At 62.2% G+C, this 26,422-nt stretch carries 21 protein-coding genes; 10 read left to right on the top strand and 11 right to left on the bottom strand.

What is annotated here, in order from left to right:
- Positions 1-194: 194 nt before the first annotated feature.
- Entirely contained in the window at positions 195-1,169 is a 975-nt protein-coding gene (locus ACFQPB_RS13930; protein WP_382224477.1) for an IS5 family transposase, read from the bottom strand.
- A gap of 208 nt (positions 1,170-1,377) precedes the next feature.
- On the opposite strand from ACFQPB_RS13930, the gene ACFQPB_RS13925 reads away from it, so the two are divergent.
- Together ACFQPB_RS13925 and ACFQPB_RS13920 are read left to right on the top strand one after the other, a co-directional pair.
- Positions 1,378-1,671 (top strand): helix-turn-helix domain-containing protein, encoded by a 294-nt coding sequence (locus tag ACFQPB_RS13925; protein WP_382224335.1) that lies wholly within the window; start codon positions 1,378-1,380, stop codon positions 1,669-1,671.
- Positions 1,672-1,788: 117 nt separating this feature from the next.
- Complete coding sequence (locus tag ACFQPB_RS13920) at positions 1,789-2,187, top strand: hypothetical protein (protein ID WP_382224332.1); 399 nt, start codon at positions 1,789-1,791, stop codon at positions 2,185-2,187.
- Positions 2,188-2,231: 44 nt separating this feature from the next.
- Here the strand turns inward: ACFQPB_RS13920 and ACFQPB_RS13915 are convergent, their stop codons facing one another.
- Positions 2,232-3,158, bottom strand: a complete 927-nt coding sequence (locus ACFQPB_RS13915) for a DMT family transporter (protein WP_382224329.1) — start codon at positions 3,156-3,158, stop codon at positions 2,232-2,234.
- A 2-nt stretch (positions 3,159-3,160) separates the two neighbouring features.
- The gene (locus tag ACFQPB_RS13910) at positions 3,161-4,033 is read right to left on the bottom strand and encodes an NAD(P)-dependent oxidoreductase (RefSeq protein WP_382224326.1); all 873 of its coding nucleotides are present in this window, start codon (positions 4,031-4,033) and stop codon (positions 3,161-3,163) included.
- A 71-nt stretch (positions 4,034-4,104) separates the two neighbouring features.
- Between ACFQPB_RS13910 and ACFQPB_RS13905 the strand changes: the two genes are divergently transcribed.
- Positions 4,105-5,025, top strand: a complete 921-nt coding sequence (locus ACFQPB_RS13905) for a LysR family transcriptional regulator (protein WP_382224323.1) — start codon at positions 4,105-4,107, stop codon at positions 5,023-5,025.
- A 159-nt stretch (positions 5,026-5,184) separates the two neighbouring features.
- On the opposite strand, the gene ACFQPB_RS13900 is transcribed toward ACFQPB_RS13905, so the two are convergent.
- Positions 5,185-5,499, bottom strand: coding sequence for a DUF736 domain-containing protein (locus ACFQPB_RS13900; RefSeq protein WP_382224483.1), 315 nt, complete (start codon positions 5,497-5,499; stop codon positions 5,185-5,187).
- Positions 5,500-6,430: 931 nt separating this feature from the next.
- On the opposite strand from ACFQPB_RS13900, the gene ACFQPB_RS13895 reads away from it, so the two are divergent.
- From ACFQPB_RS13895 to ACFQPB_RS13885, 3 genes are all read left to right on the top strand, one after another.
- A complete protein-coding gene (locus tag ACFQPB_RS13895) occupies positions 6,431-7,192 on the top strand; it encodes a hypothetical protein (RefSeq protein WP_382224320.1) in 762 nt (253 codons plus the stop codon).
- 40 nt (positions 7,193-7,232) lie between these two features.
- Complete coding sequence (locus ACFQPB_RS13890) at positions 7,233-8,207, top strand: IS5 family transposase (RefSeq protein ID WP_024815594.1); 975 nt, start codon at positions 7,233-7,235, stop codon at positions 8,205-8,207.
- 109 nt (positions 8,208-8,316) lie between these two features.
- Entirely contained in the window at positions 8,317-10,899 is a 2,583-nt protein-coding gene (locus ACFQPB_RS13885) for a DEAD/DEAH box helicase (RefSeq protein WP_382224317.1), read from the top strand.
- A gap of 246 nt (positions 10,900-11,145) precedes the next feature.
- On the opposite strand, the gene ACFQPB_RS13880 is transcribed toward ACFQPB_RS13885, so the two are convergent.
- The 3 genes from ACFQPB_RS13880 to ACFQPB_RS13870 all read right to left on the bottom strand — a co-directional run bounded on the left by ACFQPB_RS13880 (position 11,146) and on the right by ACFQPB_RS13870 (position 14,350).
- Positions 11,146-11,328: a hypothetical protein gene (locus ACFQPB_RS13880; protein WP_382224315.1), complete on the bottom strand. Its 183-nt coding sequence runs from the start codon at positions 11,326-11,328 to the stop codon at positions 11,146-11,148.
- A 59-nt stretch (positions 11,329-11,387) separates the two neighbouring features.
- Complete coding sequence (locus tag ACFQPB_RS13875) at positions 11,388-13,451, bottom strand: ParB/RepB/Spo0J family partition protein (RefSeq protein WP_382224313.1); 2,064 nt, start codon at positions 13,449-13,451, stop codon at positions 11,388-11,390.
- Between the two features lie 74 nt (positions 13,452-13,525).
- The gene (locus tag ACFQPB_RS13870) at positions 13,526-14,350 is read right to left on the bottom strand and encodes a DUF932 domain-containing protein (protein ID WP_382224480.1); all 825 of its coding nucleotides are present in this window, start codon (positions 14,348-14,350) and stop codon (positions 13,526-13,528) included.
- Positions 14,351-15,003: 653 nt separating this feature from the next.
- Between ACFQPB_RS13870 and ACFQPB_RS13865 the strand changes: the two genes are divergently transcribed.
- Positions 15,004-16,995, top strand: coding sequence for a hypothetical protein (locus tag ACFQPB_RS13865; protein ID WP_382224310.1), 1,992 nt, complete (start codon positions 15,004-15,006; stop codon positions 16,993-16,995).
- Positions 16,996-17,291: 296 nt separating this feature from the next.
- On the opposite strand, the gene radC is transcribed toward ACFQPB_RS13865, so the two are convergent.
- From radC to ACFQPB_RS13845, 4 genes are all read right to left on the bottom strand, one after another.
- Positions 17,292-17,828 carry a RadC family protein gene (gene radC, locus ACFQPB_RS13860; protein WP_382224307.1) on the bottom strand — a complete coding sequence of 179 codons (537 nt, stop codon included), beginning with the start codon at positions 17,826-17,828 and terminating at the stop codon, positions 17,292-17,294.
- Positions 17,829-18,208: 380 nt separating this feature from the next.
- A complete protein-coding gene (locus ACFQPB_RS13855; protein ID WP_382224305.1) occupies positions 18,209-19,135 on the bottom strand; it encodes a hypothetical protein in 927 nt (308 codons plus the stop codon).
- A 110-nt stretch (positions 19,136-19,245) separates the two neighbouring features.
- On the bottom strand, positions 19,246-19,794 hold the full coding sequence (locus tag ACFQPB_RS13850) for a hypothetical protein (RefSeq protein WP_382224302.1): 549 nt from the start codon (positions 19,792-19,794) through the stop codon (positions 19,246-19,248).
- A 382-nt stretch (positions 19,795-20,176) separates the two neighbouring features.
- Positions 20,177-20,713, bottom strand: coding sequence for a HEPN domain-containing protein (locus ACFQPB_RS13845; protein WP_382224299.1), 537 nt, complete (start codon positions 20,711-20,713; stop codon positions 20,177-20,179).
- 122 nt (positions 20,714-20,835) lie between these two features.
- Between ACFQPB_RS13845 and ACFQPB_RS13840 the strand changes: the two genes are divergently transcribed.
- From ACFQPB_RS13840 to ACFQPB_RS13830, 3 genes are all read left to right on the top strand, one after another.
- Positions 20,836-21,828: a hypothetical protein gene (locus ACFQPB_RS13840; protein WP_382224292.1), complete on the top strand. Its 993-nt coding sequence runs from the start codon at positions 20,836-20,838 to the stop codon at positions 21,826-21,828.
- 204 nt (positions 21,829-22,032) lie between these two features.
- The gene (locus ACFQPB_RS13835) at positions 22,033-22,812 is read left to right on the top strand and encodes a Hachiman antiphage defense system protein HamA (RefSeq protein WP_382224290.1); all 780 of its coding nucleotides are present in this window, start codon (positions 22,033-22,035) and stop codon (positions 22,810-22,812) included.
- Positions 22,799-26,275, top strand: a complete 3,477-nt coding sequence (locus ACFQPB_RS13830) for a DEAD/DEAH box helicase (protein ID WP_382224287.1) — start codon at positions 22,799-22,801, stop codon at positions 26,273-26,275. The genes ACFQPB_RS13835 and ACFQPB_RS13830 overlap by 14 nt, the downstream gene beginning before the upstream one ends.
- The last annotated feature ends 147 nt before the right edge of the window (positions 26,276-26,422 follow it).

The following is a 26,422-nucleotide window of genomic DNA, read 5'->3' as shown; positions in this document are numbered from 1 at the left end:
CACTCCCTTCTTGCTGCTCGAATTCGCCGAAGCATGAAAACACAAAGCCGCATCGGCGGGTTTGTAGAAGGCAATGCTGATCAAGTAGCGTCAATCCATGGCACGAACCATTTGAATGCCAAATGGCGTGAAACGCTGCCGAATCTCGGCCCGCTGAGCCCGCTCTCTGGAGGCTTTCAGCCCCCTTCAAACCCCTACGGGCGCACCTGTCCCAGCAATTGCCCTCGGCCCAGGTAGATGTTGGCCAGCGCCAAGGCCGTGAACGCCCGCGTGGCGTTCTTCTGAAGCCCGCGGTAGCGCACCTTGGTGAATCCCCACAGGCGCTTGACCACCGCAAAGACATGCTCGACCCGGGCACGCACCCGCGATTTGTTGCGGTTCTTGGCCCGCTGAACTTCGTCCACCTCGCCTGCACGGCGGGTGCGCTGGTTGGTGAAGTCCTTGGCCTTGGGGGCCTTGCTCGCTATCAGTGCTTTCTGGCTGGCATAGGCCGAGTCGCCGTACACACGCCGCTCATTGCCATGCAGCAGATTGGGCAGAGGGTGTTTGTCATGCACGTTGGCCGCCGTCACCACGGCGCTGTGCGCCAGCCCGCTTTGGCTGTCCACGCCAATGTGCAGCTTCATGCCGAAATACCATTGCTGGCCTTTGCGTGTCTGGTGCATATCGGGGTCGCGCGCCTTGTCGGCGTTCTTGGTGGAGCTGGGCGCTGCGATGATCGTGGCATCCACGATGGTGCCGGTGTTGACCTTGAAGCCGCGCTCCTGCAATTGCTGGCCTACCTTGGCAAACAGGGCTTCACCCAGTTTTTGCTCATTGAGCAGTTTGCGAAACTTCAGCAGCGTGGTGGCGTCGGGCACGCGTTCGCGGCCCAGGTCAATCCCCACAAAGCGGCGCAGACTGGCACTGTCATACAGAGCCTCCTCGCACGCCAGATCGGCCAGGTTGAACCAGTGCTGAAGAAAATGGATGCGCAGCATGCGCTCCAACCCAATGGGCGGACGGCCGTTGCCGGCCTTGGGGTAGTGCGGCTCTATCACCTGGCACAGGGCGGCCCAAGGCACTATTGTCTCCATGGTCCGCAAGAACTCTTCACGTCGGGTGGGCTTGCGCGACTGCTCGAATCCGTTGTCTTGATCTGCGGCCATTGCCAGGGTCTGCTGCTTCATCTGCGGATAACGTTTGAGAAGCGACAACGGTGGACCTTGATCAGCATTGCCAGAAAAACACGGAGGCGATTCTGCGCTTGCGTGGGAATCCGTCAATGCGGATTTCCGTAAAGGCACGAAAGCGGAAAGTCTCAAACAATGAACACTATAGATTGTAGCCCTATAGAGCGCAATCGGATGTCATCTTGGATTTTAGGGAGATCCAAGGTTGGCAGCGAAACACACATTGTCGGAGGCATTGAAGACCATCCGAAAGGCACGGGGTCTGAGCCAGGAAGCCTTCTCGGACGTGTCCAGCCGCACCTACATGAGTTCGCTGGAGCGCGACCTCAAAAGCCCCACCTTGCACAAGCTGGCCGAGCTGTGCGAGGTGATGGAGGTGCACCCGCTCACGCTGCTGACGCTGGCCTATGCGGGCAAGAGCCAAAAACAGGCCGAGCAGCTTCTTGCGCAGGTGCGGCGGGAGCTGGAGACAGTGGCGAAGCAAGGCAATGTGCCATAGTCGCGTGTGAGCCAGTTTGGTCGAACAAGGGTAAGCTGGCGCGACTGAATTGCAGCGGACGCGGCGTTTGAATCGGTCCGCTGCTGAACTGAAGCATCAAGCGCTATTGGACTGGCGATGGCACTCATAGCAAAGTCACTCACCGTTTGGCTCGTCATCCTTTTCTGCGCCGTTGCCAACGGCGCTCTGCGTGAAAGCGTTCTCATCCCTCATCTCGGCAAGGCACCAGGACTCCTCCTGAGTGGGGTACTGCTTTCCGCCTTGATTCTGGTCATCACCTTTCTTGCCTTGCCATGGCTGGGGGCTCACCGGCCAGCGCAACTCATGGGGTTCGGCGCATTTTGGGTGGCCCTCACCCTCGCTTTCGAACTCTCATTCGGTCGGTTTCAGGGCAAGACGTGGGCCACCATTCTGGAGGCGTATACGTTCAAGGATGGCAACATCTGGCCAGTCGTTCTACTAGTCACTGCAGTTGCTCCCTACGCTGCAGCTCGGCTCAGGGGCTTGCAGTCATAGTGGTGCGTTAGGCGGCGTAGGAAAAGCTCCTATGCCGCCCCTTCCTAACTCGATTTCGCCCGTCCGCCCGTCACGACGCATGCGACACCACACATGACGAGCGCGATGCCGACGATGGTTAGCCACGCAGGCACTTCCTTGAGGGCGACCATGCCGATCAGGACCGTCAGCGCTGGCGCGAGCGCACCGAAGATCGCCGCCCGAGGTGCCCCCAACCGGCGCACCGCCTCCGTGTAGAAGTACATACCCAGGATCGCGACGGCGATGCCTTGCGCCACGACCTGGAACGCCACCGCTGCAGGCGGTGCCGTGAAGATCTGTGGCTTGAGCCAGAGGAAGTAGATCGGGGTGAACAGCAGGGCTGAGAAACAATTCACCAGTGCGGTCGCATGCCATGGGCTGACACCCGAGCGCCGCTGGGCCACGGTGAAACTCGCGAAGAACAGGCCCGCCAGCAGAAACAGCAGATCGCCTCGCCACTCGCCAGCCGCCCGGTTCGCGATCAACGCATAGCCGCCAATACAGAGCACGCCAGCGATGACGATGCCCATGCCGCCCAACTGTTGGCGAGTGAACCTTTCGCCGAACAGAAGCCCGGACAGCAAGGCCACCCAGATCGGCATTGTCCCGATCATGAGCGTGGCGACGTGGGAGGCCGGTGCGAACTGCATGCCGATGGAGCCCAGCAGCATGAAAGGCACGCCGGCACCCAGCACCATCACCAGCAGCCGAACGATGCCGATCTGCTCGATGCCCAGGCCCTTGCGCACGAGGATCGGCCACAGCAGCAGCGCCGAGACGCCAAAGCGCAGGAACGTCACGTCGTATGGGCCGAGGCTGGTCGTTACTGCGAAGCGGGTCGCGACCGACCAGCCGGACCAGATCAGGGCGACGGCGAGGCCGCACAGGACACCAATGCCCAGGCTCTTCCGGCCAGCCAGTCCCGTGATGGGAATGGGGATCGCAGCCATGGCTACCGTCCCTTGCGCAGTATCTTGACGATGCCTACGGCGTCGTCCTGGGCCTGGCCGCACTGCATGGCCTCGGAGAACAGGGTTCGGTTGACCTCCGCGACAGGCACCCGAAGCCCACGCTGGGCGGCCTCGTCACACACCAGGCCGATGTCCTTCACGACATGGCGAATGGGCGCCTGTTGCGTAAAGTCGTCAGCCAGCATCTTCGGCGCCTTCATGCGCAGCACGTCATTGGCCAGCGGTCCCGCCTGGGCCATCTCCAGGAATAGCCCGACATCGAGGCCGATGCCCGCAGCGAAGTGCGTGGCTTCGGTGATCGCCTCGAAGCAGGCGATCAGCAGGAGCTGGTTGGCCAGCTTCATGCGCATCGCCGTAGGGATGGGGCCGCACCGCACCGTCTTCTTGCCCACGGCGTCGAACAGGGGCTGCACATCGTCGATGTGCGCAGGATCGGCCGCCGCCGCGAGGATCACGAGCTGGCCTGTCTCGGCGGGTTGTTTCGAGCCGGAGACAGGCGCTTCGACGTATCGAGCGCCGGCCGCTGCCAGGTTGTCGCCCAGCGCGGCCGAGTAGGCTGGCGCAACGGTTGACATCAGCACGATGGTCTTGCCCTTCACAGGGGCCGCAATCGCTCCGTTGGCCGTGCGCTGCAGCGCTTCATCGACCTCGACGTGGCTCGGAACCATGAGGACGATGGCATCCGAGGCCTCGATGGCCTGCCGGGCCGTCTCGGCGACCACGATCCCAAGAGCATGCAGACCGTCGCAGCGGCTGGCTGTGCGGTTGTAGACGGTGACGCTGTGTCCCGCCTTGTGGAGATTCCTCGCCATGGGTTCGCCCATGACGCCGATACCGATGACGCCGATTTTCATAGTTGCTCCAGTCCATTGCATTGCAGATGAACACGACTGTAGGTAGAACGTGAGATCATGAATAATGATTAATGGAGAACAAACAGTTCTACAAAGGCGATTTATCCATGGAGTTTTCCGACCTGCAAATCTTCCTGACCGTCGTGCGGGCCGGCGGGATCAATCGTGCTGCCGAGGTCTTGCACCGCGCACAGTCCAGCGTCACATCGCGCATTCAGGTCTTGGAGGACAAGGTCGGCGTGCAACTCTTCTTGCGCGAGGGCCGGCGACTGCAGTTGTCTCCTGCCGGCAAGATCCTTGTCGGCTATGCGGAGCGCATTGTTGAGTTGTCGAGGGAGGCCGCCAGCGCGGTGCAGGCGGACCAGCCGACCGGCGTGCTGCGGCTTGGTGCGATGGAGAGCACGGCGGCGGTCCGGCTACCCGGCCCGCTGGGCCGTTTTCATGATCGGTATCCAGACGTGGCGCTGGAACTCTATTCCGGCGATCCCCGGGATCTGGTCAACAAGGTTCTCCATTCCGAACTCGATGCCGCATTGATTGCAGACCCTGTATCTGATCGCCGCCTGGAGACGATGGCGATCTACGATGAAGAGCTGGTGATCGTCGCCGAAGCGAAGCACGGCACCATCGCATCACCGAAGGACCTGCCTTCAAAATCCATTCTCGCGTTTCACCCAGGATGCCCGCACCGCAAGCGGCTGGAGGATTGGTTTGCACGCGGCCACGTCATCCCCGAGCGGATCGTGGAAGTCGGCTCGTACCACCTGATCCTCGGCTGTGTGGCCGTGGGCATGGGGGTTGCTCTCGTACCCCACAGCGTGCTCGAAACGTACACCGACCGCGACCGGCTCAGTGTGCATAAGTTGCGTGCGAAATTCGGGCGGGTGAAGACCCGGTTGGTCTGGCGCAAGGAAGCACCACAGGCCAAGATTGCGGCGTTGTCGGCGGTGCTGCTGGAGTGCTATCAGGAGCACATGGAAAGCCTCGCGTGAGCGATCCCAACGCTTGGCGCTGACTCACTACTCGCCGCCTGCTGCGGTTCGCAGGGGCCACGTTTGCAGCGTTGAAACCTTGTCGTCCCGGTGGTCGATCAGGCACTCAGCTGCATCAGCACAGTGCCCCGCCGCAATCGGCGGGGCACTGGATGGCCGTCAGGCCGCTTGCGGCTTGCTGCGCGACCAGATCAGGTCGTGCGTGCCGTCCTCGCCCTCGATCAGGCGGGCATAGACCGTCGCCGGGAAGGAAGGATCATCGAGGGTGCAGGACACGTAGGCTCGCCCGGCCTCGCTGGTCTTGCGCCACCCCGCGCCCACGTCATAACCGGCCGCCTGGATGCGGAAGTCCGGGGCGTTCTCGTTGCCGCCCTTGTCGTTGGGAACCAGCTTGGCCTTGACGTTGAGCGTCAGGGTGCGAAGCGTGCCGGTGAAGCCGTCTTTGTCTGCGGTGAAGGTGCCGATGTTGGCCATGATGATTTTTCCTTTCGGTTGAACAAGGTTCGCGCCCATCGCGTCCTTGTTGTGATCCGGCCGGCGGGGGACGGGCGGGCTGCACCGCTTGTGGTCGCAACGCAGTGGAGAACCGGGAGGAGAAAACAATTTGTCCCGCGAGGAATGCGCCGAACGCAGTGACAAAGCAGGGGAAATTGTTTTCTCCGGACGGTTGCAGCCATGAAGCCCGAGGCGCAGCCGCGCCACCGCCAGGATTCACAACAACACAAGGACGCCTTGGGCCGAACCACTCCGAAAGGAGACAGGGCCGACTCGGAATCCCTGCATGAAGGCTTCACTGGCACGCCCCTGATACGGGCAAGGGCCACCCCCAACCGACCAGGGCGAGAACGCCTCGCCGCATCTTGTGGCGCTGTGCTTGAAATGTGGAATGGAAGCGCCATGGCGAGGCCGGGTACCGTGTCCGTGAACCATCCTTCGTGACGTGATGGGCGAGACCCGCCAGCGTCGAGGACGGCAAGCATTCACACAACCTGCCGCAGCAAGCACCGGCGTACCCGCCCCAGCCCGGCCCATTGCGGCGGGGCGCTGGCCTGTCCGATCCGGCTCAGCCGGTTCGGCGGTATTTGAGGGGCGCCAAGCTCGCGCGGCGGGGATGGGCCTTGCGCCGATCCCCTGGAGGCAAGCGCAGCGCGCAGCGCCGCAGGCGCGAAGGCGTGAGGGACCGAAGCCGAATGGCCGTGACGGCGAAGTCGGCACGGGGCGCAGCCCGAGAGCCCGGCGGCGCGTTGCGCCGACACGCTGCACACATCCCGCATCGTCAGCCCCCACGATGGCGAGGTACAGCGTCCGTGGGGAAGCCGTGGCATGACATTATGGAAAATCAGCGCATACCTAAGGTAAGCCGCACAAGTGCAGCGTCCATGGCAGTTCCAGCAGATGGGGCGAAATGCCCGCTGCACGGAGCGCAGAGAAAACAAAAAATGAAAGGGAAGAAATCTTGATGGAGCAGGAGAACATCGTCCGCTACTGGCATGCAGTCGAAATGCTGCAGCCGCAATCGGCCCCCAAGATAAAAAAGCGCGGCAGCCCCTATGGGGCGTTCCTTCATGACACGCCCAGCACGCGCCCCATCCCTCCCTGGGCGCCCGGGAGTATCGTCAGCAAGCAAGCGCTTCCCGACAAGCGCGAATGGAGCCACACGCTCTATGCCCACCTGTACGACAGCCGGCTTGTCGCCGCGGCGCTCAAGGAACTATGCGGAGCCGACCAGGGCTACCGCGAGCCGCAACACCGAGAGTCGGCGCTGTTTGCCGCGAAGTTCACCATGGTCGGGCAACTGGTGGAAAACAGTTTCGTGCTCTCCAGCGAAGTCTGGTTCCTCGGGCGAGCGCTGGCGGGACGGGACTGGACGCACGGATTCGAGGACGATCAACGGGCCGCCGCCGAGCAGGCACAAACGCAACTCCAGGGGCGGGTTTCCGGCGATGCCCTGCGAGACTTCACCCTGTGGATGTTGCAGTTCCTCGGCTTGGCGGACTTCTTTCCAGCTGAAGGGCATCCGTCACTGCGATTCCGCTCCCAGCCGGTCAAACCCGACAAGCCCGCTTCGGAGGACGATCCGCTCAACAGCTTCCTGCTCGAAGACTTGGCAGTTGTCGCCGACAGCGTCCGCCAAGGCGTCTCGAGCGAAGCGCTAAGGCAACGCTGATTAAGGTCCACCATTGAGAGGGGTCAAACGTTATCCGCAGATGAAGCAGCAGACCTTGGCAATGGCCGCAGATCAAGACAACGGATTCGAGCATTCGCGCAAACCCACCCGACGCGAAGAGTTCTTGCGGACCATGGAGACAATAGTGCCATGGGCCGCTCTGTGCCAGGTGATAGAGCCGCACTACCCCAAAGCAGGCAACGGCCGCCCGCCCATTGGCCTTGAGCGCATGCTGCGCATCCACTTCCTGCAGCACTGGTTCAACCTGGCCGATCTGGCGTGCGAAGAGGCCCTGTACGACAGTGCCAGCCTGCGCCGCTTTGTGGGCATTGACCTGGGCCGCGAGCGCGTGCCCGATGCCACCACGCTGCTGAAGTTTCGCAAGCTGCTCAATGAGCACAAACTGGGTGAAGCCCTGTTTGCCCAGGTAGGCCAGCAACTGCAAGAGCGCGGCTTCAAGGTCAACACCGGCACCATCGTGGATGCCACCATCATCGCCGCGCCCAGTTCTACCAAGAACGCCGACAAGGCGCGCGACCCCGACATGCACCAGACCCGCAAAGGCCAGCAATGGTATTTCGGCATGAAGCTGCACATTGGCGTGGACAGCCAAAGCGGGCTGGCGCACAGCGCCGTGGTGACGGCGGCCAACGTGCATGACAAACACCCGCTGCCCGATCTGCTGCATGGCAACGAGCAGCGCGTGTACGGCGACTCGGCCTACGCCAGCCAGAAGGCTCTGATCCGGGGCAAGGCGCCCCAAGCCAAAGACTTCACCAACCAGCGCACACGCAGGTGCGGGGTGGTCGACCAGACGCAGCGGTCCAAGAACCGCAACAAGTCCCGCATCCGCGCTCGCGTAGAGCATCTATTCGGGGTGGTCAAGCGGCTGTGGGGCTTTGGCAAGGTGCGCTATCGCGGGCTGCAAAAGAACGCCACGCGCGCGTTCACGGCCTTGGCGCTGGCCAACATCTACCTTGCCCGAGGGCGCCTGCAGGGACAGGTGCGCCCGTAAGGGTCTGAAGGGGGCTCAAAGGCTCCCGAAACAGGCCCTGTGGGGCAAAGTCCGGCATCTTTGCGGGCCATTTGGCATTCAAATGGCTGTGCAATGGAGTTGACGCTACTTGATCAGCATTGCCCTAAACCAATATCTGCGCCGCCATGATCCGCAGCCACGCCTGCACATCGACGCCGACGTTGCCTCCCAGTCGCTGATCGAGCGGCTGATGCCACAGGCCTATGCCGACAGTTGCTGGCCTTCCGAGCGGCACCTGGGGCTTGTGCATTCCCAACAACTGGCTGTGAACACCGTTCTGTCCACGCTTGCTGGCGGACAAGGGCTGCTGGGGATCAATGGCCCACCGGGCACGGGCAAGACAACCCTGCTGCGCGACTTGATCGCCGCCATCATCACCAGCCGAGCCGACGTGCTTGCCACGCTGCGCCGTGCGTCCGATGGCTTCGCCAGCAACGCACGCGAAGCCAGCAACGCCGGTGGCAAGGAGCAGGTAGCCTACAAGCTCAATCCCTCGCTGTACGGTTTCGAGATCGTGGTCGCTTCGTCCAACAACGGCGCCGTGGAGAACGTCACCCTCGAACTACCTCAGCGCGACAAGATCGACGAGAGCTGGCTGCCCGAGGCCGAGCACTTCGCTGACCTGGGCGAACTGATTACCGGCAAACCGGCCTGGGGATTGATCTCTGGCGCACTGGGCAGCAAGGCGCGGCGTAAAACGTTCGTGGACCGCTACTTCTACGGTCAAGGTCCGTCGACCGGCCAGGACAGGGTGGACAACAACAAGGAAGCCAGCGACGAGACGGATGATGAGAATGTCGCCAAGGCCCTTTTTGCTGACCCAGCCACTGCAGCCGAGACCGATGGCGAGCAAGCGCCTTCGCAGCAAAAGAAAATCCCGCAAGGCCTCATGGCATGGCTTGGCACGTACAGCCAGCGCAACAAGGAGCGTGGGCCGGAACAACGCCAGGCACTGTGGCAGCAAGCAGTTGCGGAGTACGAGGCGGCTAAAGCGCAGGTGCGCGCCGCAAGCGCCGATGCTTGCCGCATCCGCGCACTCATCCAGGCCCTGCAATCGACCAGGAGGAAGATTGCCGAGGCAACCGCCACTGTGCAGGCGCTCGAACAACACCTGGCGCGCACGGCAGAACAGCTAGCGTCCTTGGATGCCGAGGAAGGCCGCCCCGCCAACGCGGCGCTCAAACATGCGCTGGAAGAGCTTGCACAGCACCAGGCTAGCAAGCCTGGGTTCTGGGCAAACCTACGCAGCCTGTGGGGGGCGTCACGCACCTGGAACGCTGCGCTGAAGCTGCTACAAGACCAACGTGACTACGCCAAGGTCGAGTCTGATCGGGTCGCACGGCTCGCCAAGCAGTTCGAGGTCTCCAGTCAACAACTGGAACGGCAGATCACTGCTGCACGGCAGGCGTTGCGGCAATGGCAAGCGGAAGATCAATCCCTGACGAAACAAGCCAGTGATTTGGCCGCCGCCTGTCGAGCCGACCATCTGCTGGCATGGCTACGCAGTGGCGTCATCGGTCGCGGCGACGCCACTGAACTGGCCGAGCCCTGGAACATCGAGGGCTGGCGACAAGCCCGTGCGCGCGTCTTCATCCAGGCACTGAAGCTGCATCGAACGTTCTTTGAACTCGAGGCCGCGCGGATTCGCTCCAACCTGTTCCTGATCAACGCGCTGCTGACCGGCCCGCGCCTGCAGGGGCTCTCGCGTGATGCGATCCGCTCGGCCTGGGCTTCGCTGTTCATGGTCGTGCCGGTACTCAGCAGCACCTTCGCCTCGTTCGCACGCTCGTTCTGCTCGTTGGGCCCCGGGGAAATCGGCTGGCTGCTGGTGGATGAGGCCGGACAGGCGGCCCCGCAAGCGGCGGTGGGCGCACTGTGGCGCTCCCAGCGCGCGCTGCTGGTGGGCGACCCCCTGCAGCTCAAGCCCATCGTTACCGTGTCCGACGCAGTGCTGGAACACATGCGCACGCGCTACCGCGTCGATGCACATTGGCTCCCCAACAGACAGTCTGCGCAGACCTTGGCGGACCAGGCTACGACGTGGGGCCGCATGGCGGGACCGGCCGACAGCAAGACATGGGTGGGGTTGCCACTGGTCGTGCACCGGCGCTGCGACAAGCCGATGCACGGGCTTGCCAACCGCATCGCCTACGACGGCGCCATGGTGTACGGCACCATCGCACCGCGAGCCGACAAGGAAACCCGCGCCCGACTGCCGACGGGATGGATCCACGCCAGCGGAACATCCGACGGGAACTGGGTGCCAGCCGAAGGAAATGCCCTGCGGGCACTGCTCGCATTGATGTGCGAGGACGGCGTGAATGCCGCCGACATCTCGGTCATCACGCCCTTCAAGGCCGTCCAGGAAAACCTCAAACGCCTACTTGGCGACACGATGGTTTCCGGAACCATCCACACCATGCAGGGCAAGGAGGCGCCGGTTGTCATCATGGTGTTGGGCGGAAATACCGAAGGTCCCGGCGCACGCGACTGGGCGGTCTCGGAGCCCAACCTGCTGAACGTGGCGGCAACGCGGGCGAAGCGGCGCTTCTATGTGATCGGCGACCGCAGCGACTGGCAGAACCGCGCTCTGTTTTGCGATGTTATGGATCTCTTGCCGCTCCAGCGTCTTCCCGAACGCGAAGCGGTGTTGATTACTCAACCTCAGTAGTCGTGCAGGCTGGGACCTGTGCATGCACGGGTCATATTCCATTCCCTGGCGGCAAAGCTCGACTTCGCTGCAACTACCGGGCGTGCCGCCCGGCCACCTCCTGGTGCTGGCCCTGGACGGGCCATTGCCCGAAGGCGTTGCGCAATACAGCAATGCCTTCGACACCGGGCGCGGCCACCGCCGCGCCCGGATTTTGAAGTTCACCGCGTCCAGGGCGGAACGGCCTGGGCGCGGTGCTGATCGCGGTTATTCCTTCGTCTCGATGATCCACCACACGGCGCGCACCAACGCGCGGCCCGTGATGGGATGAATGTCGGTGAGGTCGGCGCGGGCCGTCCAGCCCGAGGACGGACGGTAGCCGCGTACCGTGCCGGGCATGTAGATCGCCGCCATACGCGGGCGGCTTTGGGTGGAGTTGTCGGTGGGCATGGTCTGGCTCCTTGCATGCCAGCGCCCGGATGGCTCCGGGCGCTGTGCTGCGGTGAGGGTCAAGCGGCCAATGTCTCTGCGGGTTCATCCGCCATTGCCTCGGCATCCTGCGGAGCGTCCTGCGCCTGCGTCTTCTCCGGCGCGGCTTCCGGGCCTGCGGCCTTGAAGATGGCAGGCATCCAGCCCGTGCCACTGGCCAGCCGTTCCGCTTCGCTGGCAATATCGGCCTTCTTGAGCTTCGCCAGCCGGTTGACGGAATCCGGCGCGAACTCGCCCACGGTTTGCAGAATCGCGGCCTTGGAAACATGCTTGAAGTAGCCTTCTGCGGTCGGCTTCCACCATGCGGCCATGTCCAATCCCACGGCCTGTGCCAGTTCCGCGCCCGGCTGGTGGGTTGTGGCACGCGGCGTCACCACGTCCACCGTCGAGGCCATGCACACGGCCAGCAGCTTGACCAGTTCACCTTGCTCCATCGCCAGCAGCGCGGTGAACAGTTCTGCGTTGTCCTCAGGCAGGGCTTTGCCCGCCACCTGTTGCAGTTCGCGCAGCGCGACGGCGGCGGGTGATTCCGGCCAGTCCGGGGCCATGCCCTCCAACCGGTCTTGCATCGTGAGGCGCACGCCCAGCGGCAGGTCTTGCCCGTAGTGGCGTTCCTGCAGGACGGTTTGCACCATGCCATGCACCAGCGCGGCCAGTGCCACCTGCGGATGCCGGGCGACTTCGATTTGCAGCGCGGCGGTGCGATGGGCGCTGAGGCGCTGCGCCAATCGATCGGACATGGCAGGGGCTTGCGCTTCGTCTGCCGTGTCGCCTTCGTCGTCGTTCCCGGCTCCCTCGCCGCTGAAACCTTGGCGCAGCTTCTCCAGCGTGCGCAGCGCCTTGGCTTCGGCTTCGCGCAGCAGCCCGCGATGAATCACGGCCTCGCCGTTGCGGTCGATGGTGACGATGGCCCCGGCGGCGGCACGCGCGGTGTCGCTGTAACCTTGCAAGCCGTCTTCCAACACCTGCAACTGTTCACCCAGCGCTTCGCCTTCCTCTTGCAGCGCGTCGGCCTTGTCCTCGTCCTCGGCGTTCATGGCGGCATCCACCGCTTCGGCTACTCCCTGCATCTTGGCGTGCAGCTTCTCGATGCGCTGTGCTTCACGCTTGTTCGGTTCGCGCCGTTCCCTCGGCGCACGCTGGAAGGCGTGCAGGTCGGCATGGGTCATGTCCGGCGTGGCATCCACCCATGCCCATCCTTCGCGGCCCACCTCGGCGGCGATGCCCGCCAGCTTGTCTTGCGCCAGCCGCTCCAGCAAGGCCGCATCGTTGAGGTACACGCCCGCATCATCCTCCGCGAACAGATCGCGCCGAATCCCGCCGCCCGCCTGCTCGTAGGCATCAAGCCCGACGAATCGCACCAGCGGATGCCGGTAGGCGTCGATTTCACGCTCTGTCAGGCGTTCGCGCAGCGCGGACGGGCTGCGCTGCCACTGCGGCGCATCGTAGAACGCGGCGTCTTGCAATGCGTGATCGTCCGTGACGGCCAGCGCCATCAACTGATCGAGCGTGACCGCATCGGCGCGGTAGTCGGCCATCAAGCGCGGCGAAACATTCGCCAGCTTCAAACGGCGCTGCACCACCAGCGGCGTAACACTGAAATCCGCTGCAATGTCCTCGATGGGCCGACCTTCTGCCACCAACGCGGCGAACGCTTCAAACTGGTCTGCCGGGTGCATGGTCTCGCGCTGAACGTTCTCAGTAAGACTGGCGGTGCGTGCGGTGCCATCGGCCACGCGCAGACAAGGCACGTCCCAATCCTTGGCGATGCGGTGTTTCTTCGCCAGCAGCTTGAGGGCGGCCAGGCGACGGCCACCCGCGACCACCTCGTAATGTTCCCCATCGGCGGCAAGAATGACGATCAGGTTTTGCAGCAGGCCCACGCGCTGGATGGATGCGGCCAACTGAGGTACTGACATACGCGGCACGGTCTTGCGCACGTTGCGGCCCGTAGGGCGCAGCACCAGCCGCGACAGCGGCACCAGAATCATGTGTTTGCTCGCGTCGGCGGCTTGCAGTGCATTGGAGGCGCTGCTGGCGGTGGTGTTGACGGCGCGGGCTTCGCTAGTGGTAACGGCGTTCATGGTGAATCTCCAATCAAGTGACACAAGGGAATGGAGGGGAACCGCCCCTCCGGCGGGGAAAACGTCAGAGGGGTTCAGGCTTTGAGCTGGCGCATGCCATCGGCCAGCAGCCACAGAGCGCGGTTCAGGCGAATGTCCGAATCAATGCCCTGCACGGGGCGGGTTTGCTGCCTGCGGCCATTGGCGGCGCGGCCATGCAATCCGCCTTTGGTCAGGTTCTCCTGCGTGCGGTTGAATACGCTCCACAGGTCAGGGCGGCGATCTTCAAATCGGCGCGGCATCAGGATTTGCGACTCCGTGACAGGCGCGGGCTTGTCCGGGTCGTCGTACTTGAGGGCCAGCGCAGCGCGTGCAAACACTTCCGATTCGCCATCGTCCAAGGTGATGCCGCGCATCAGGTCGCGGGATTCCTTCACGCGCTCGAAGCCGCTCAATACCTGATAGGCCCCCTCGATGACGTGCCCGGCCACGTTGCCTTTGTGGGGGATGCGTACATCGGCCACGGTGTCACCGCACACCAGCCCATTGGCGCAGACGAATCTGAATTGCCCGGCCAGCATCTGATAGCTGCTCGTGCCATCGTGCGAGTTCAGCAGCACGATTTCATTGGCTTCCGCTCCGTTGATCTGGCTGGCATGGCGCAGGCGCAGCAGGTGTTTCGTGTGCTCACGCCGCCCCTCGTTGCGAACACGGGTCTGGCACACCATGAAAGGCTGAAACCCTTCCTTGCGAAGCTCGATCAACACCGTGGCCGTGGGGATATAGGCGTACCGCTCGGAACGGCTCTCATGCGGGGCATCCGCAAAGATGGACGGGGCCACCCGCCGGATCTGGTCATCCGACAAGGGGGAATCGGAACGCAATGCGGGGGAATGGTTGGCGAATCGGGATGCAAGCATGTCTTTCTCCTGAACAAAAAGGCCGTTGAAGAAACCGCACACCGGATTCCTAGATTCGAAGCCCAGCCTTGTGGCTGTTTGGTGCGGTCGGCACGAAGAACCCGGTTGGCCTCGTTGCCACCGTCTTTCCTGAGTTCATCGCCCGCGACGAAAGGGAGCCCGTGGACGGGGGCCGTCAAGGAGACAAGCGCGGGGTTGGTGCGGCCCGCAGCGCAGCGAGGACACGGCCTGGCGCGCCTTGACGGCACACGGCCGCGGGCTACAGTCGCGAGCAAGGTGATGAGTTCAGGAAAGATGGCTGGACAGGCAACGGCCTTCCAACACGCCGACCGCACGGCAAGCGCAAGCGCGCAGGCCCGAAGCTGGAAGCCGGGCCGTAGGCGTCAGCCGAGCGGAGCGAGGGAACGATGGAAGCCCGAAGGGGGCGAGACACCAGGACCGCAGGGCAGGGTGGCTCGATGCGCAGCACGACAGCGCGGCCGGCCATAGCTCCTTGGCCGGAGACGCCCAGGATGGAGTGCAGCACTGCCAGGACCTGTAGCATCCTTGGTCAGCACAGCATTCGACACCTCACTCCGTACGCCAGCCGCAAACAATACGGCCAGCTCCCACAACTGAGGCACGGATGAATTTCCCGCAGCACAGAGGTGGCAATGGCGCAAGGTTCGAGCATCTGGCAGGTCGACACCCCTACCGCACCGACGCGTCCCGTGCCCAATGCCGCCACCGTGCCGCTGAAATGGGGGCACGACTCGCGCACCGGCGAGCCACGCTACATCCACGACTCCGAGATCATCGAAGGAGGGGCCGAATGCCAATGCCCGGCCTGCAACCTTTCGCTGACGCCGGTGTTGGCGGGGCAACCTCTGCGCCGCAATCCGACGGCGCATTTCCGCCACCCCAAAGGCGCCCAGAAAGATGACTGCACCCTCGTTGCCGCGCGGCTGGCCGCGATTCGACACTTGAAGGAGCAGGGCTTCATCGATCTACCCAGACGCAGAATGTCGGCCTCCGCCACTGGCTTCAGCGGCCAGGGCTATGAGGGCTGGGCGGAGACAGGCGAGGAGCGTATTTCCATTGTCAGCGCCGTACTCCATGATCACGCCACGGCGCTGTTGACGCTGCCAGATGGCCGGGAACTCATTGTCGATCTCACCGGGCAACGCGATGCAGGCAGCGATGGCCATGGGCGGGCTATCGTCACGCTGTCCCTTTCCGACCCCGCTATTGCGATGATGTCGCCGGAGGAGATTCGTGCGCGGTTGCGCCTGCTTCCGGACATCCGCTGGTGCGCGCATTGGAACGACCAGGCATTGCACGCGGCCGCGAGCGCGCAGGCCCGCCAGACCGCGCACGACGCCATGGATGCCTGGGGGGAAGCGGACGAAGCACTGTTTCATCGGGGTCTGCCCCTGAACCTGGATCCATCCGTCGCTCAGCAATGGCGCCGCGAGACCCTTTTGCACAGTGAAGTCAAAGCGATCCTGGAACAGGCGTCGCAGATCACGACGCCCGGCCTCGATGTCGAAGTGACCCGCTATGCACCCGACGAATTCGGCGGCGAATGGGAGGGCAACACGCTTCGTGCTCAGTGGGGAACATCATCCGAGACGCTGCCACTGGAAAACACCCGGTTGGAGCAACGCCAGGGCAGCATCGTCCCCGACGTCATCTGCACGTTGCGCGAACCCCGCCCTTTCATTTTCGGTGCCACCGACACCCGGCTCGATGATGCCTTCGAGGAATTGGTAGAAGACACCCACAGCAGCCAACAGTGGCCTCGAACCGTGCTGATCGAGGTCACCGTGACCCACGGCATAGATCAGGAAAAGCTGCGTCGCATCCGGGAACTTAACCTGCCGACGTTGGAAATCGACATAGGGTCGCTCGGCGGCCGGGTGACCCGGGAAGGCCTGCGCCATCTGGTGGTGAACGAAACCATCGGCAAGCGCTGGATTCACCACCCGACCTGGCGGCTCCGTCGCCAGATTCTCGAAGCGGAACTGGACCAGCATCCGGTCACTGTCCGCTTTCAAGAGCGTCTGGCCGAACTGCGGCGTCCCCGGCTGCTCGCGACGCCAGCATCGGAATGGGGCTCGATCTATCTGGCCGCCGCCACGGAGTTCCACGACACCAATACCCGCATCGACAAAGCCCGGCGGGCACACAGAGGGGAGGGCCCAGCGCCTGTACTGCTGGGAAAGGACAGCGAGCCTTGGCTGCGGCTCATGGAGGCCGCAGAAGCCCTTGCCGCGCATGGTTATCCGGGCGCCGCCGACCCGGAGATGGTGGGTGTCGCCGGCATCGTTTCACGGCTGCTCTCGATCCAGCACGACCGGGGCGTCGGCTATGCATTCGATACGGGGTACCAGGTGCTCAACGCCATCACGCAAAGCGGCCCCGGCTACCAGCAATGGCACACGCTGTACCCCATGGCCGTCAAGGCCTATGGATTGGAGACCCAGTTCACTCCAAAGCAAGCCGAGCGCTACGCCGCCTGGCGGCAAGGCATCATCGACAAGGTGGATGCCGGCGACGAGACGCACCTGCGGCCTGCGCGCTATGACGCCGTGCTCGGTGTCCTTTTTCCCGAGATGGCGCCGCGCCTGGCCAAGGGCTACGGCCGTAGCCTGCAGCTCCAGTGACGTGTGACCGGTCAAATGCGGCCCGGCACATGACGCCTGCCACGCGCATACACGAACTGGAGGACGATGAAATGATCGGACGCCGCCGTCACTGCGAGGTCGGCTGGGCATCTCGAACCTGCTTACCTCGGCACACCTTGCTGAATGGCTGTTCAGACAACGGCTCTACAGCCTCATGACAAGAGGGAAAAGCAAGGTGCTGCAGGGATGAGCTTATAAGCTCATCCCCGGAGCTCGGCATACGCGCATGGCGCGCACGATGAAAAGAAAACAAAGAGGGCCGAAGCCCTCGAAGCCTACATCAGCCCCCTCTCGGCCATCGACAGGACCGAATCGCCCGCCACGATCAGGTGATCCAGCACGCGCACGTCGACCAGTGCCACCGCCGATTTCAACGTCTGCGTGAGATGCTCATCCGCCCGTGAAGGCTCCGGCGATCCGCTGGGATGGTTGTGCACGAGTAGGAGAGCGCTTGAATTCCGGCTCAGCGCATCCTTGACCACCTCCCGCGGATACACCAACGTCTGGCTCACGGTGCCCCGGAACATCTCCACATAGTCGAGCACACGGTGCTGCGCATCCAGATGGACCACCGCGAAGATCTCATGCGGCAGGTTTCCCAGACGTACCCGCAGGAAGTCCTTGACCACCGCCGGCGACGTCAGCACGTCGGTCCCACGCACCGAACCCGCCAGCACCCGCTGCGCGGCCTGCAGCACCTCGTCGGCCTCGGCCGGACGGTACTCGCCCGCGACATCGCGAACGAGCAGGGAGGAAGCCGCAGAGGAGGCGGCAACGAAGGAATCGAGGGAAGAGAACAGATCGTGCGACATAGCGAACTCCAGTGATCGGGCGGGATTGCCCGAGACCGGAACCGGCACGCCGCAGCGCAGCTGTCACAGGTTCGAAGACGGCCGCGAGGACGCCAGCGTGCGCAGCACGCGCAGACCTTGACCGCGAGAACGGTGTGCAAGGATGAAGGGAACAGCAAGCCAGCCTCAACCCACACCCCACCACGCCCGCATTGGCAAGCGCAGCGCGCAGCGGAAAATCCGCGAAGGCATCAGCGATGGGAGCCGAAGGGGCGAGACGCCATGGGTGGCTCGATGCGCAGCACGTACAGCGCGGCCCGGCATCGCCGGGAGATGCATGGAAGCCGAACTATTCTGATCGGCGAAGTCCCGCTAACAGAAAGCTCGGCGGCAGCGGCAAATTAGAGGAACGAATCTTTCACCGCACCTGTGAACAACACATCGTTCTCGTCGGCGAGGGGCAGCTCCTCTCGCGCTCGATCACGACCTCCCGGGAGGGTGAACCATTTCTCGTCAGGCAATGACTCGAACAGCTCCATCTCGCCATGAGCGATTCCTCCGGCGACACGCAGGAACTTGTTCCACTCAAGCGCCCAAAACCAGCCCTGTGTCTCGTGCCGGCGCATCGTCGCCTTGAAATATCCGTCGGCTGAGATGATGTTTGCGTGGCATGACCATGCCTGAGTTCTGCGCGTCACTTCGAGCAGATGAGGATTTCCCCAGTCGCTCCGCCCATAAGCCCCCATCAACCTCACTTGCCGCGCGGGAAGCAAGCACAACGTAGATGCCTCCTGAAAGTTGTGGGTCGTAAGTAAGGAGAAGAGGCCTTGAACGTGACTGACTGCGATCTCTGCCACGGCAGCGTCGTTTGCACGAGGAGGCGATGTGAAGCCGACCGACATTGAAAATCCAGGTCGATTGCTATTGATGGAGAGGGTATCGTGCGCCCGCCCCATCGCCACTCCGGGCTTGTCAGGATGGAAATCATTGATCTCCTTACGCTCGGCAACTGCGGCTGCCCGCGGGTCATGCTGTCGCCCCGGGCCGTTAATGAGTGTGACGCTTGAAATGTGCCGCTCAGCAACTGCCTTGCGACTGTTGCACTGCACGCATGCTCGAAACAGGAAGTTAAAGGCGTCCCCACCCATTGATCCGGAAGGAACAAAATTTCTTCCGATCAAGTGCTCCTTATTGGACGGCGTGTCGGATTCGCCACCGACAGCGATGCCACAATACAGGCAGTGGCGATTGGATAACTTTCCACTCTTTTCGTACCAGCTGACAGTCTTCCCTGTCAGCTTGCCGATGCGTCGTGATGGAGCAGTCATACACACTCGTACCCGAGATGGTGTACTGGGGCCGGCGTTGGCGGGCGACGTCGTTTGACGAAGACCCCTTGAAGCGGCAAAGAAGCGTTCGGGTACATGCCGCCCACTGATTAGCTAACCAACTTCTCGCGGCACAGACGCATGAATTTCTCGTAGATCGGCACGAATAGGTGGGCCTGCGCATTCAGCACTCGGGCTTCCTCAAGAACCCATTCAGGCCGAGGGCCAGCGGCTCGCTGGTTGTCGGAAAACACGGAGGCATAGTCGCCGTTTCCAACTGGAACAGTTTTCTCGACCACGTGATTGGACAAGTCGCGAGCCGTTCCGTACAAGGCGACCAGGCCCGCTTGCAGTTCCTTGTCGATGAACTCCTTCTCCGGCTGGTCCCAGGTTTCGTAGAAGTCGAAGAGCGGCTGAATGGCCTTGCGCAAAAATGGCCCACCAAAGTCGTGATCGCGAAGGAGCCGCACCGCTGGCTCAAAGCCAAGTGTCGCCTTCAGCTCTTCGTACAGGCGCTGGTCATGTGAGGGGGTTTTGGTAGCTGACGCTTCCGGCTTGAGCTGCGGGTAATGTTGGAACAGCCTGGATTCGTCCAGCGTGAGGTCGTGCCAAATATCATTCCAGAAGAGGATCGAGACCTCGAATTTTCCTTCTTTCATGCGCTCCGCAGAAAGCTCACGCACAAACACCTGGAGGCTCTTGTCAGTGTCAGCTGTCGTGACAACGTATAGATGCACTAATGACGGCTTGAAGGACTCTGCCTTGTCTACTTCGTCCTGGACAGTCGTTGTCGATACACCTGACCAAGTGTTTTTACACTGTTAGCCGACCAGGCGGCCCTTGTCATCTTTGCCATAGACATCGACACCGTCTTGTCGCTGGCCTTGCCTGCCATGCTGAGTGAAATCTGGGCTCTTCCACCGAATCTTGGCGGCGGAGCACACGATGGCTTCGAACTCGTCCCAAGACTTTGGGGGCGGCATGCGGCTGTTGGCGTAAGTTGGCATATTGAATTATCAGTGTTGTGCGCGTTTACCAAGGTCAAGCGCTCGTAGCCTTCTCCGTGGCTTCCACCAGACTCTTAAGGAACCTAATGGCCTTCTCCAGCTCGTCCTTCCGAATGAGGTGTGCTGCCGGGACTCCAGCGGCGGGGGCCTTCGAGCGATGCACCGCCTCACCGCGCTTCTTGATGAGCGCATCGAGTTCCACGCGAGCGCGGGCACTGTCGTAGTTGTTCCACTGCCAGCCTGCCGCCACGTCGACACCGAGGAAATCGGAGAACAACTTGCAGGTCTTCTCCGAGTTGGGGTTATTGAACTGCTTGAGCGTCGTCTGCAAATGCCGGAGCAGGAATCGATTCTGGAAGCTGTCGTTGCCTTCGCCCAGCCGTTGCTGCACGGCTTCCTGCACACGGTCTTCCACGTAGGTCTCCCATGCAGTGCAAGCCATGATGAGACCTGCGCGTTTCAATACCTCCGCATTTTGCGGCGGGGGAAGAATGTTGATGGAATTGAAGTGATCGAGCAGTTCCACCGCATCCTTGATAGAGCTGTCGAACGTCTCGCTGGCTTTTGGCATGTAGGGCTTTCGTCTCACGGCTCTGCATGAAACTGTGAACAGTCGATAGCGTCAATATAACGCTATTTCGCACGATAACATTCTGTATGTTATCGTGCGAAAATATGCAAATAGGATAAGTCTTGCCGACCCTCGCGACCGCCGTGCTGCGTCACCTTCAGGAAGTCCTAGGCATTGACGCCCCAGGTGTGAAGCCGTGGATGCGTGCAAACGAACTCCCGCACTTCCTGCGCGACGCTTTCCAGTTCAGCGAGATAGAGCTGGTGGGGCAGCCCGTTGTCCTGGCGATAAGGCCCGCGGAGGCCAAGCAGTCCCTCAGCGAAGTCCGGACCTTGCTGGACACGGTTAAGTCCCTGGCCGGTCAGCCGGCGATCTACGTCACCGATGCATTGGCCTCCTATGACCGGCGACGCTTGATCGAGCAAAAAGTCCCGTTCATCGTGCCTGGCAACCAACTCTATCTGCCAGACCTAGGCCTGGACCTGCGCGAGTATTTTCGGCAGCGCACCTCGGCCGCGGAAGTGCTGAGCCCATCCGCGCAAGCCATGCTGATTACCGCCTTGCTGCGCCAGCCGTGGCAGTCCGATTGGAAGCCTTCCAAGGTCGCACTCGCCTTGGGCTACACGCCAATGACGCTGTCATGCGCGGTCAAGCAACTGACTGCGGCCGGGCTGGCTACCGCATACACGGTCGGCCGTGCGCGCTGGCTGCGAATGGAACTCCCACCGGAGCAGACCTGGGAGCTTGCGAAACCTGCGCTGCGAACGCCGGTCAGGCGCTCGGTCTGGGTGGCAACCCATGATGCCGCCGCACATCGGCCCCGGCGCCTCGCGGGCCTGAGCGCGCTCGCGCGCTATTCCATGCTAAGCGAGCCGAAATGGCCGGTATATGCGCTGACCGCTGCCGACTGGAAGGCTGCGACGGATGCTGGCGTCCGCGAGTTGCCTGAGCCCGAAACGGGCGCTCAAGAATGGCAGCTCTGGAACTACAGCCCGGCGTTGGTGCCGGACTCCAACACGGTGGACACTTTTTCGCTCACGCTCAGCCTGTATGAGAACGCCGACGACCGAATCCAACTCGCTCTGGACGAATTGAAAGGACAACTTCCATGGTGAGAGGGTTGGACATTTTCCAGGAGCGGTTTGCTGCATATGTCGAGCAGTACGTTCTGATTAGTGGCACGGTTGCGACCTTGACGATGGAGGAGGTCGGGCTGGAATTCCGAGCCACCAAAGACTAGCACATCGTCTTGCATGTGGAGGCGCTGACCCTGGCAGCCACCTCGACAGAAATTCACAGAAATTTAAGCAGGAGGAGACATGGCATTGTTCAAGACTTGGTGCGCTGGCACCGAGGACAAAAGCAAAAAGAAAACGTTCCGAACATACTCGGAGAAAGATGGCGGCCGTGCCGCTGTTCTTACGCAACTGGGCGAAGCCGTCAGGACGCACTACGACCAGGCTGACCGGATCGCTGACGATGTCGCCCGCCTTGGGTACGACGGCGCCTCCGAAATTCTGAGGGCACTGCTGCCTCAGTCGAAACGCGCGCGCTCCGGAGATCTCGGCGAAATCCTCTCCTCTGAACTGGTTGAAGAGGACATGGGCTTTCGTGTTCCCGTTCGGCGGATGCGCTTCAAAGATGGGCGGGAGGTCGCAATGCGCGGCGACGATTTCATCGGCGTGGGCTACGACCCCGATGAAAAGCTTTGGCTGCTAAAGGGCGAGTCGAAGAGCCGCGCGAACCTTGGCAACGTGACGATTGCCGAAGCGCGTGGAGCCCTGAACCGGTACGGTGGCCGCTGCACGCCGGATTCCTTGCTGTTCATCGCGAATCGGCTCCTCGAAAGCGCCGACAAAGATGATGTCGAACTCGGCCGGACGATCCGCGACGAGGTCGGGCTGAAAGCTCTGCGCGCCAATCGCATCGACCATATGCTGTTCACCGTGTCCGGCAACGCGCCGGCTGCGAAGCTGCAGAAGGATTTGGGGGAGGCCGGCCATGACCGCAACCAGCACGTCGTCAGCCTTCACATCGAAGACCACCAAGCGTTTATTGCCGAAGTCTACGAGGAGGCGATGAATCTTGGAAACAAGTGATGAACTGCAGGCCTTCCTGGCCAGGGCGACGCAAGACGGTGTTTGGGGGCGGCTGCTGGACCGCGGCGCGGCATGGTCGATCATGCGTCAAGCGGGGGTGCTGCCGGAGGATGCACCGCCACTCGGCGAGCAGATTGACATCGACCTTGCAGAACACGGCTTTTCGATCTTGCGTGCGGCGTTGTCACTGCGCGAACTCGACGGCACATCGGCTCTTTGCCAGCGTGCGTTCGAGCGCGCCGGCAATGCCTTTGAGTCGTTGGTTCGCAATGGCGCCCCAGAGGCTGAGGAGCGTGGCTTCTACCGCACGATTGCGGGCGCTGCCTACCATCTCGCGGGCTATTCCGCGATCGCCTACTCGCTGTTCGGCGAACAGCAAGTCTCCGATCTCAATGCCAACGCGGCTGAAGCCGCGTTGATCCTTCTGATCCTGCGCGACCTTGATCGTCTAAGAACGTATGTCAAATCCCAACTGCTGGATGAAGACAACGACGATGCCAGCGTCTCCGCCTTGCTGAAGGATGGGGAAATCGATTCCGACGAGGCGATTTCGATCGTCCTCAACACCGTGGTCTGCCGCGCCTTGGCGTTTTTCGACTTTGCCCTTCAAACCGGCGAGGTGTCGTTGCTGGACACCGCGAAGGAACTGCTGGACACAGCCCTCGACCTTGCAGATGCAGCTGCGTCGGTATCCCTGTGGTGGATTGTCCGGCTGTGCCGGAACATGCTCGACGATCTATGGGCGCACTCCTTGCACGAGACTCTTCCAAGCGATCCGCCTGAGGGCGGTGAGGAGCGGTACGCCGAGTTGCGGCGGCTTTTCATCGCGTCGTTGTACGCGCGCAAGAGCGCCGAGCTCGAGTTGTGGCCATCGCAGCGCGAAGCCGCCAAGCGATCCACTGATGTGTCCGACGATCTGGTCGTCTCCTTGCCAACCAGTGCGGGGAAGACGCGCATCGCAGAGATCGCCGCCCTGATGTGCTTGGCAGGCGGTAAGCGCGTGTTGATCGTCACGCCGCTACGCGCGCTTTCGGCGCAGACCGAGCGAACCTTTCGGCAGACTTTTTCACCGCTAGGATTCTCGGTCTCCTCGCTTTACGGTGCGAGTGGCTTGTCAGCGGGTGATGAGGATGCCCTGCGGTCGATGGATATCATCATCGCCACCCCGGAAAAACTCGACTTCGCATTGCGCAATGACGCGTCGCTGATCGACGACATCGGGTTGGTCGTGCTCGATGAGGGCCATCTCATTGGTCCAACCGAGCGAGAGATTCGCTATGAGATTCTGGTGCAGAAGCTGCTGCGCCGGGCGGATGCAGGTCCACGGCGAATCGTGTGCCTGTCTGCCATTCTTCCAGATGGTCAGCAGCTCGAAGACCTGACGGCCTGGATTCGCAGTGACGTTGAAGGCGAGCCGGTGCGATCATCCTGGCGGCCGACTCGGCAGCGTTTCGGTACGTTGGTCTGGCAGGGCGACGCAGCAAAGCTCAACTATGACCTTGAGCAGCAGGGCCCGTTCCTGGCCCGATTCATTGAACAGATTCCGCCGCGGAAGCCAGACCGGACGCCATACCCTCGAAAGACCAAGGACCTGACATTGTTCGCAGCATGGCGGTTTGCTGAGCAAGGCAAGCGGACACTGATCTTCTCCACGCAAGCCAACTGGGTCGAAGGCTACGGAGAGTCGGCTGTTGAGCTACACCGTCGCGGCTACCTGCCGACATTGCTCGACGACGAAACGTCGGTGCAACGGGCGCTCGAAGTTGGACGAGAGTGGTTGGGCGAACAGCACCCTGCGGTTGCTTGCCTTAAATTGGGCGTTGCGGTTCACCATGGCCGCCTGCCCAGCCCGTTCCTTCGAGAACTCGAAGCGCTACTTGCCAAGGGTGTGCTGAAGGTGATCGTGGCGTCGCCGACGCTTTCGCAGGGTTTGAACCTGAACGCTGCTGTGCTTCTTGTGCCGTACCTGGTGCGATCAGGCAAGGTTATTTCAGGCGAAGAGTTTGCCAATGTTGCGGGCCGCGCCGGCAGAGCCTTTGTCGATGTCGAAGGGCTCGTCGTTCATGTGATCTTGGACAAGCCGACTTGGCGCCTGACGCAATGGCGCAGTCTCGTTCAATCAGCCAAGGCACGCACGTTGCAAAGCGGGCTCTATCAGATCATTGCCGAAATCATTGAGCGACTGGCGCGAGAAGGCGTGTTGAAACGTGCCGACGCCATCGAGTATCTGTCGAGCTCACGGGAAGCGTGGAAGTCGCAAGCCGAGGAGAACCTGCTGCTCGGGATCTTCGAGCCGGCGGGAGATGGCGACGAAGAGGAAGAGGAGAAGATCGAGGAAGAGCCCATGTCGCATCTCATCGAGAAGCTCGACGCGACAGTGTTGGGCTTGGTCGAAGCGCTGGACGCGGATAGCGAAGATTTGCCGCGCCTTCTCGACGAAGCGTTGCAAGGGTCGCTTTGGGCTCGCCAGATTGGCAGGGAGGATGAATCCGAGCAACAGGCGCACAAGGCGATCCTGGAGGCCCGCGCGAACGTGATCTGGAGTCACACCACGCCTAACGTTCGAAAAGGGCACTACGCGATGGGGGTGGGGCTTGAAGCCGGCCTGGCTATCGACAGCATGGCTGACGTGTTGGGTGAGTTGCTCGATCAAGCTGACGAGGTAGCACTGCGCGACGACGGGGAGGAGCTTGCCGCCGTCCTTGTTCAACTTGCCGCGCGGCTGCTCGTTATCCGTCCTTTCGTGCCCGACAAAAAGAACGCGCTTCCGGCAGACTGGGGTGATCTTCTGAAGGAATGGGTGTCGGGCACGGGCGTGAATGTCATCGGCCCCAAGAACATGCGCATCGTTGAAGATGCGTTTGCGTACCGCCTGGTCTGGGCGCTCGAAGCGCTGAGGACCCGCAGGGTCACACTGGGCTGGTCGTCGGAGATCGTTTCCGGAGGCGGCGCCGCATCGGTGGAAACCGACGTGCCTCAACTCATGATGTCCATGCTCATACGGGCAGGGTTGCCGTCACGCCGAGCCGCCATGGCGGCAATCCGCGCTACAGGCGCCGTTTTCGTCACCGTCTCTGGTATGCGCGAGTGGCTGGCCAGCGAGGAAATGGCAGACCTGACCAATGCCGGCGGTTTTCCGACACCCGAGACGGCCTTGCTTTGGCAGTGTTTCCGAGACGAAATGCTGAGTGGGGTACAGCAGAAGTGGAGCGTCGGAAGCGGAGCCCGCGCTTTGTCCCTGGGTGCCGCCGACAAAGCGCCGGCTGCAGGCATCTACCGGATCGAGATTGACGGACCCGACGGCGACGCATGGTTGACGACGCCCGACTATCGGCGGGTGGCCAAGTTCAAGACCCGCGTGCAAGGCACATGGCGCGGCCTGTTGACGGCGCGACTCAAGGAAGGGCAGCGCTCGGCCCAGATCGAACGCTTTGGGCCGGGCAAAGTGACTTGGCCGACCTGATGCATCCGTACATACATTGTCAGTTCGACGAACTAGAAACAAACTCGCACATAGAAAGTAGACCAGCCGTTCAATCACTGTAGCCCTTTAATATGTGAAAATGTGTAAATTAAAAGCGCGGCGATTGAGTTTCCAAGTGCTGCCAAA

This window comes from Hydrogenophaga atypica, from assembly GCF_042665215.1.
In the GTDB taxonomy this organism is placed as follows: Bacteria; Pseudomonadota; Gammaproteobacteria; order Burkholderiales; family Burkholderiaceae_C; genus Hydrogenophaga; species Hydrogenophaga defluvii_A.
This window is presented reverse-complemented; position numbering and strand designations above follow the sequence as displayed.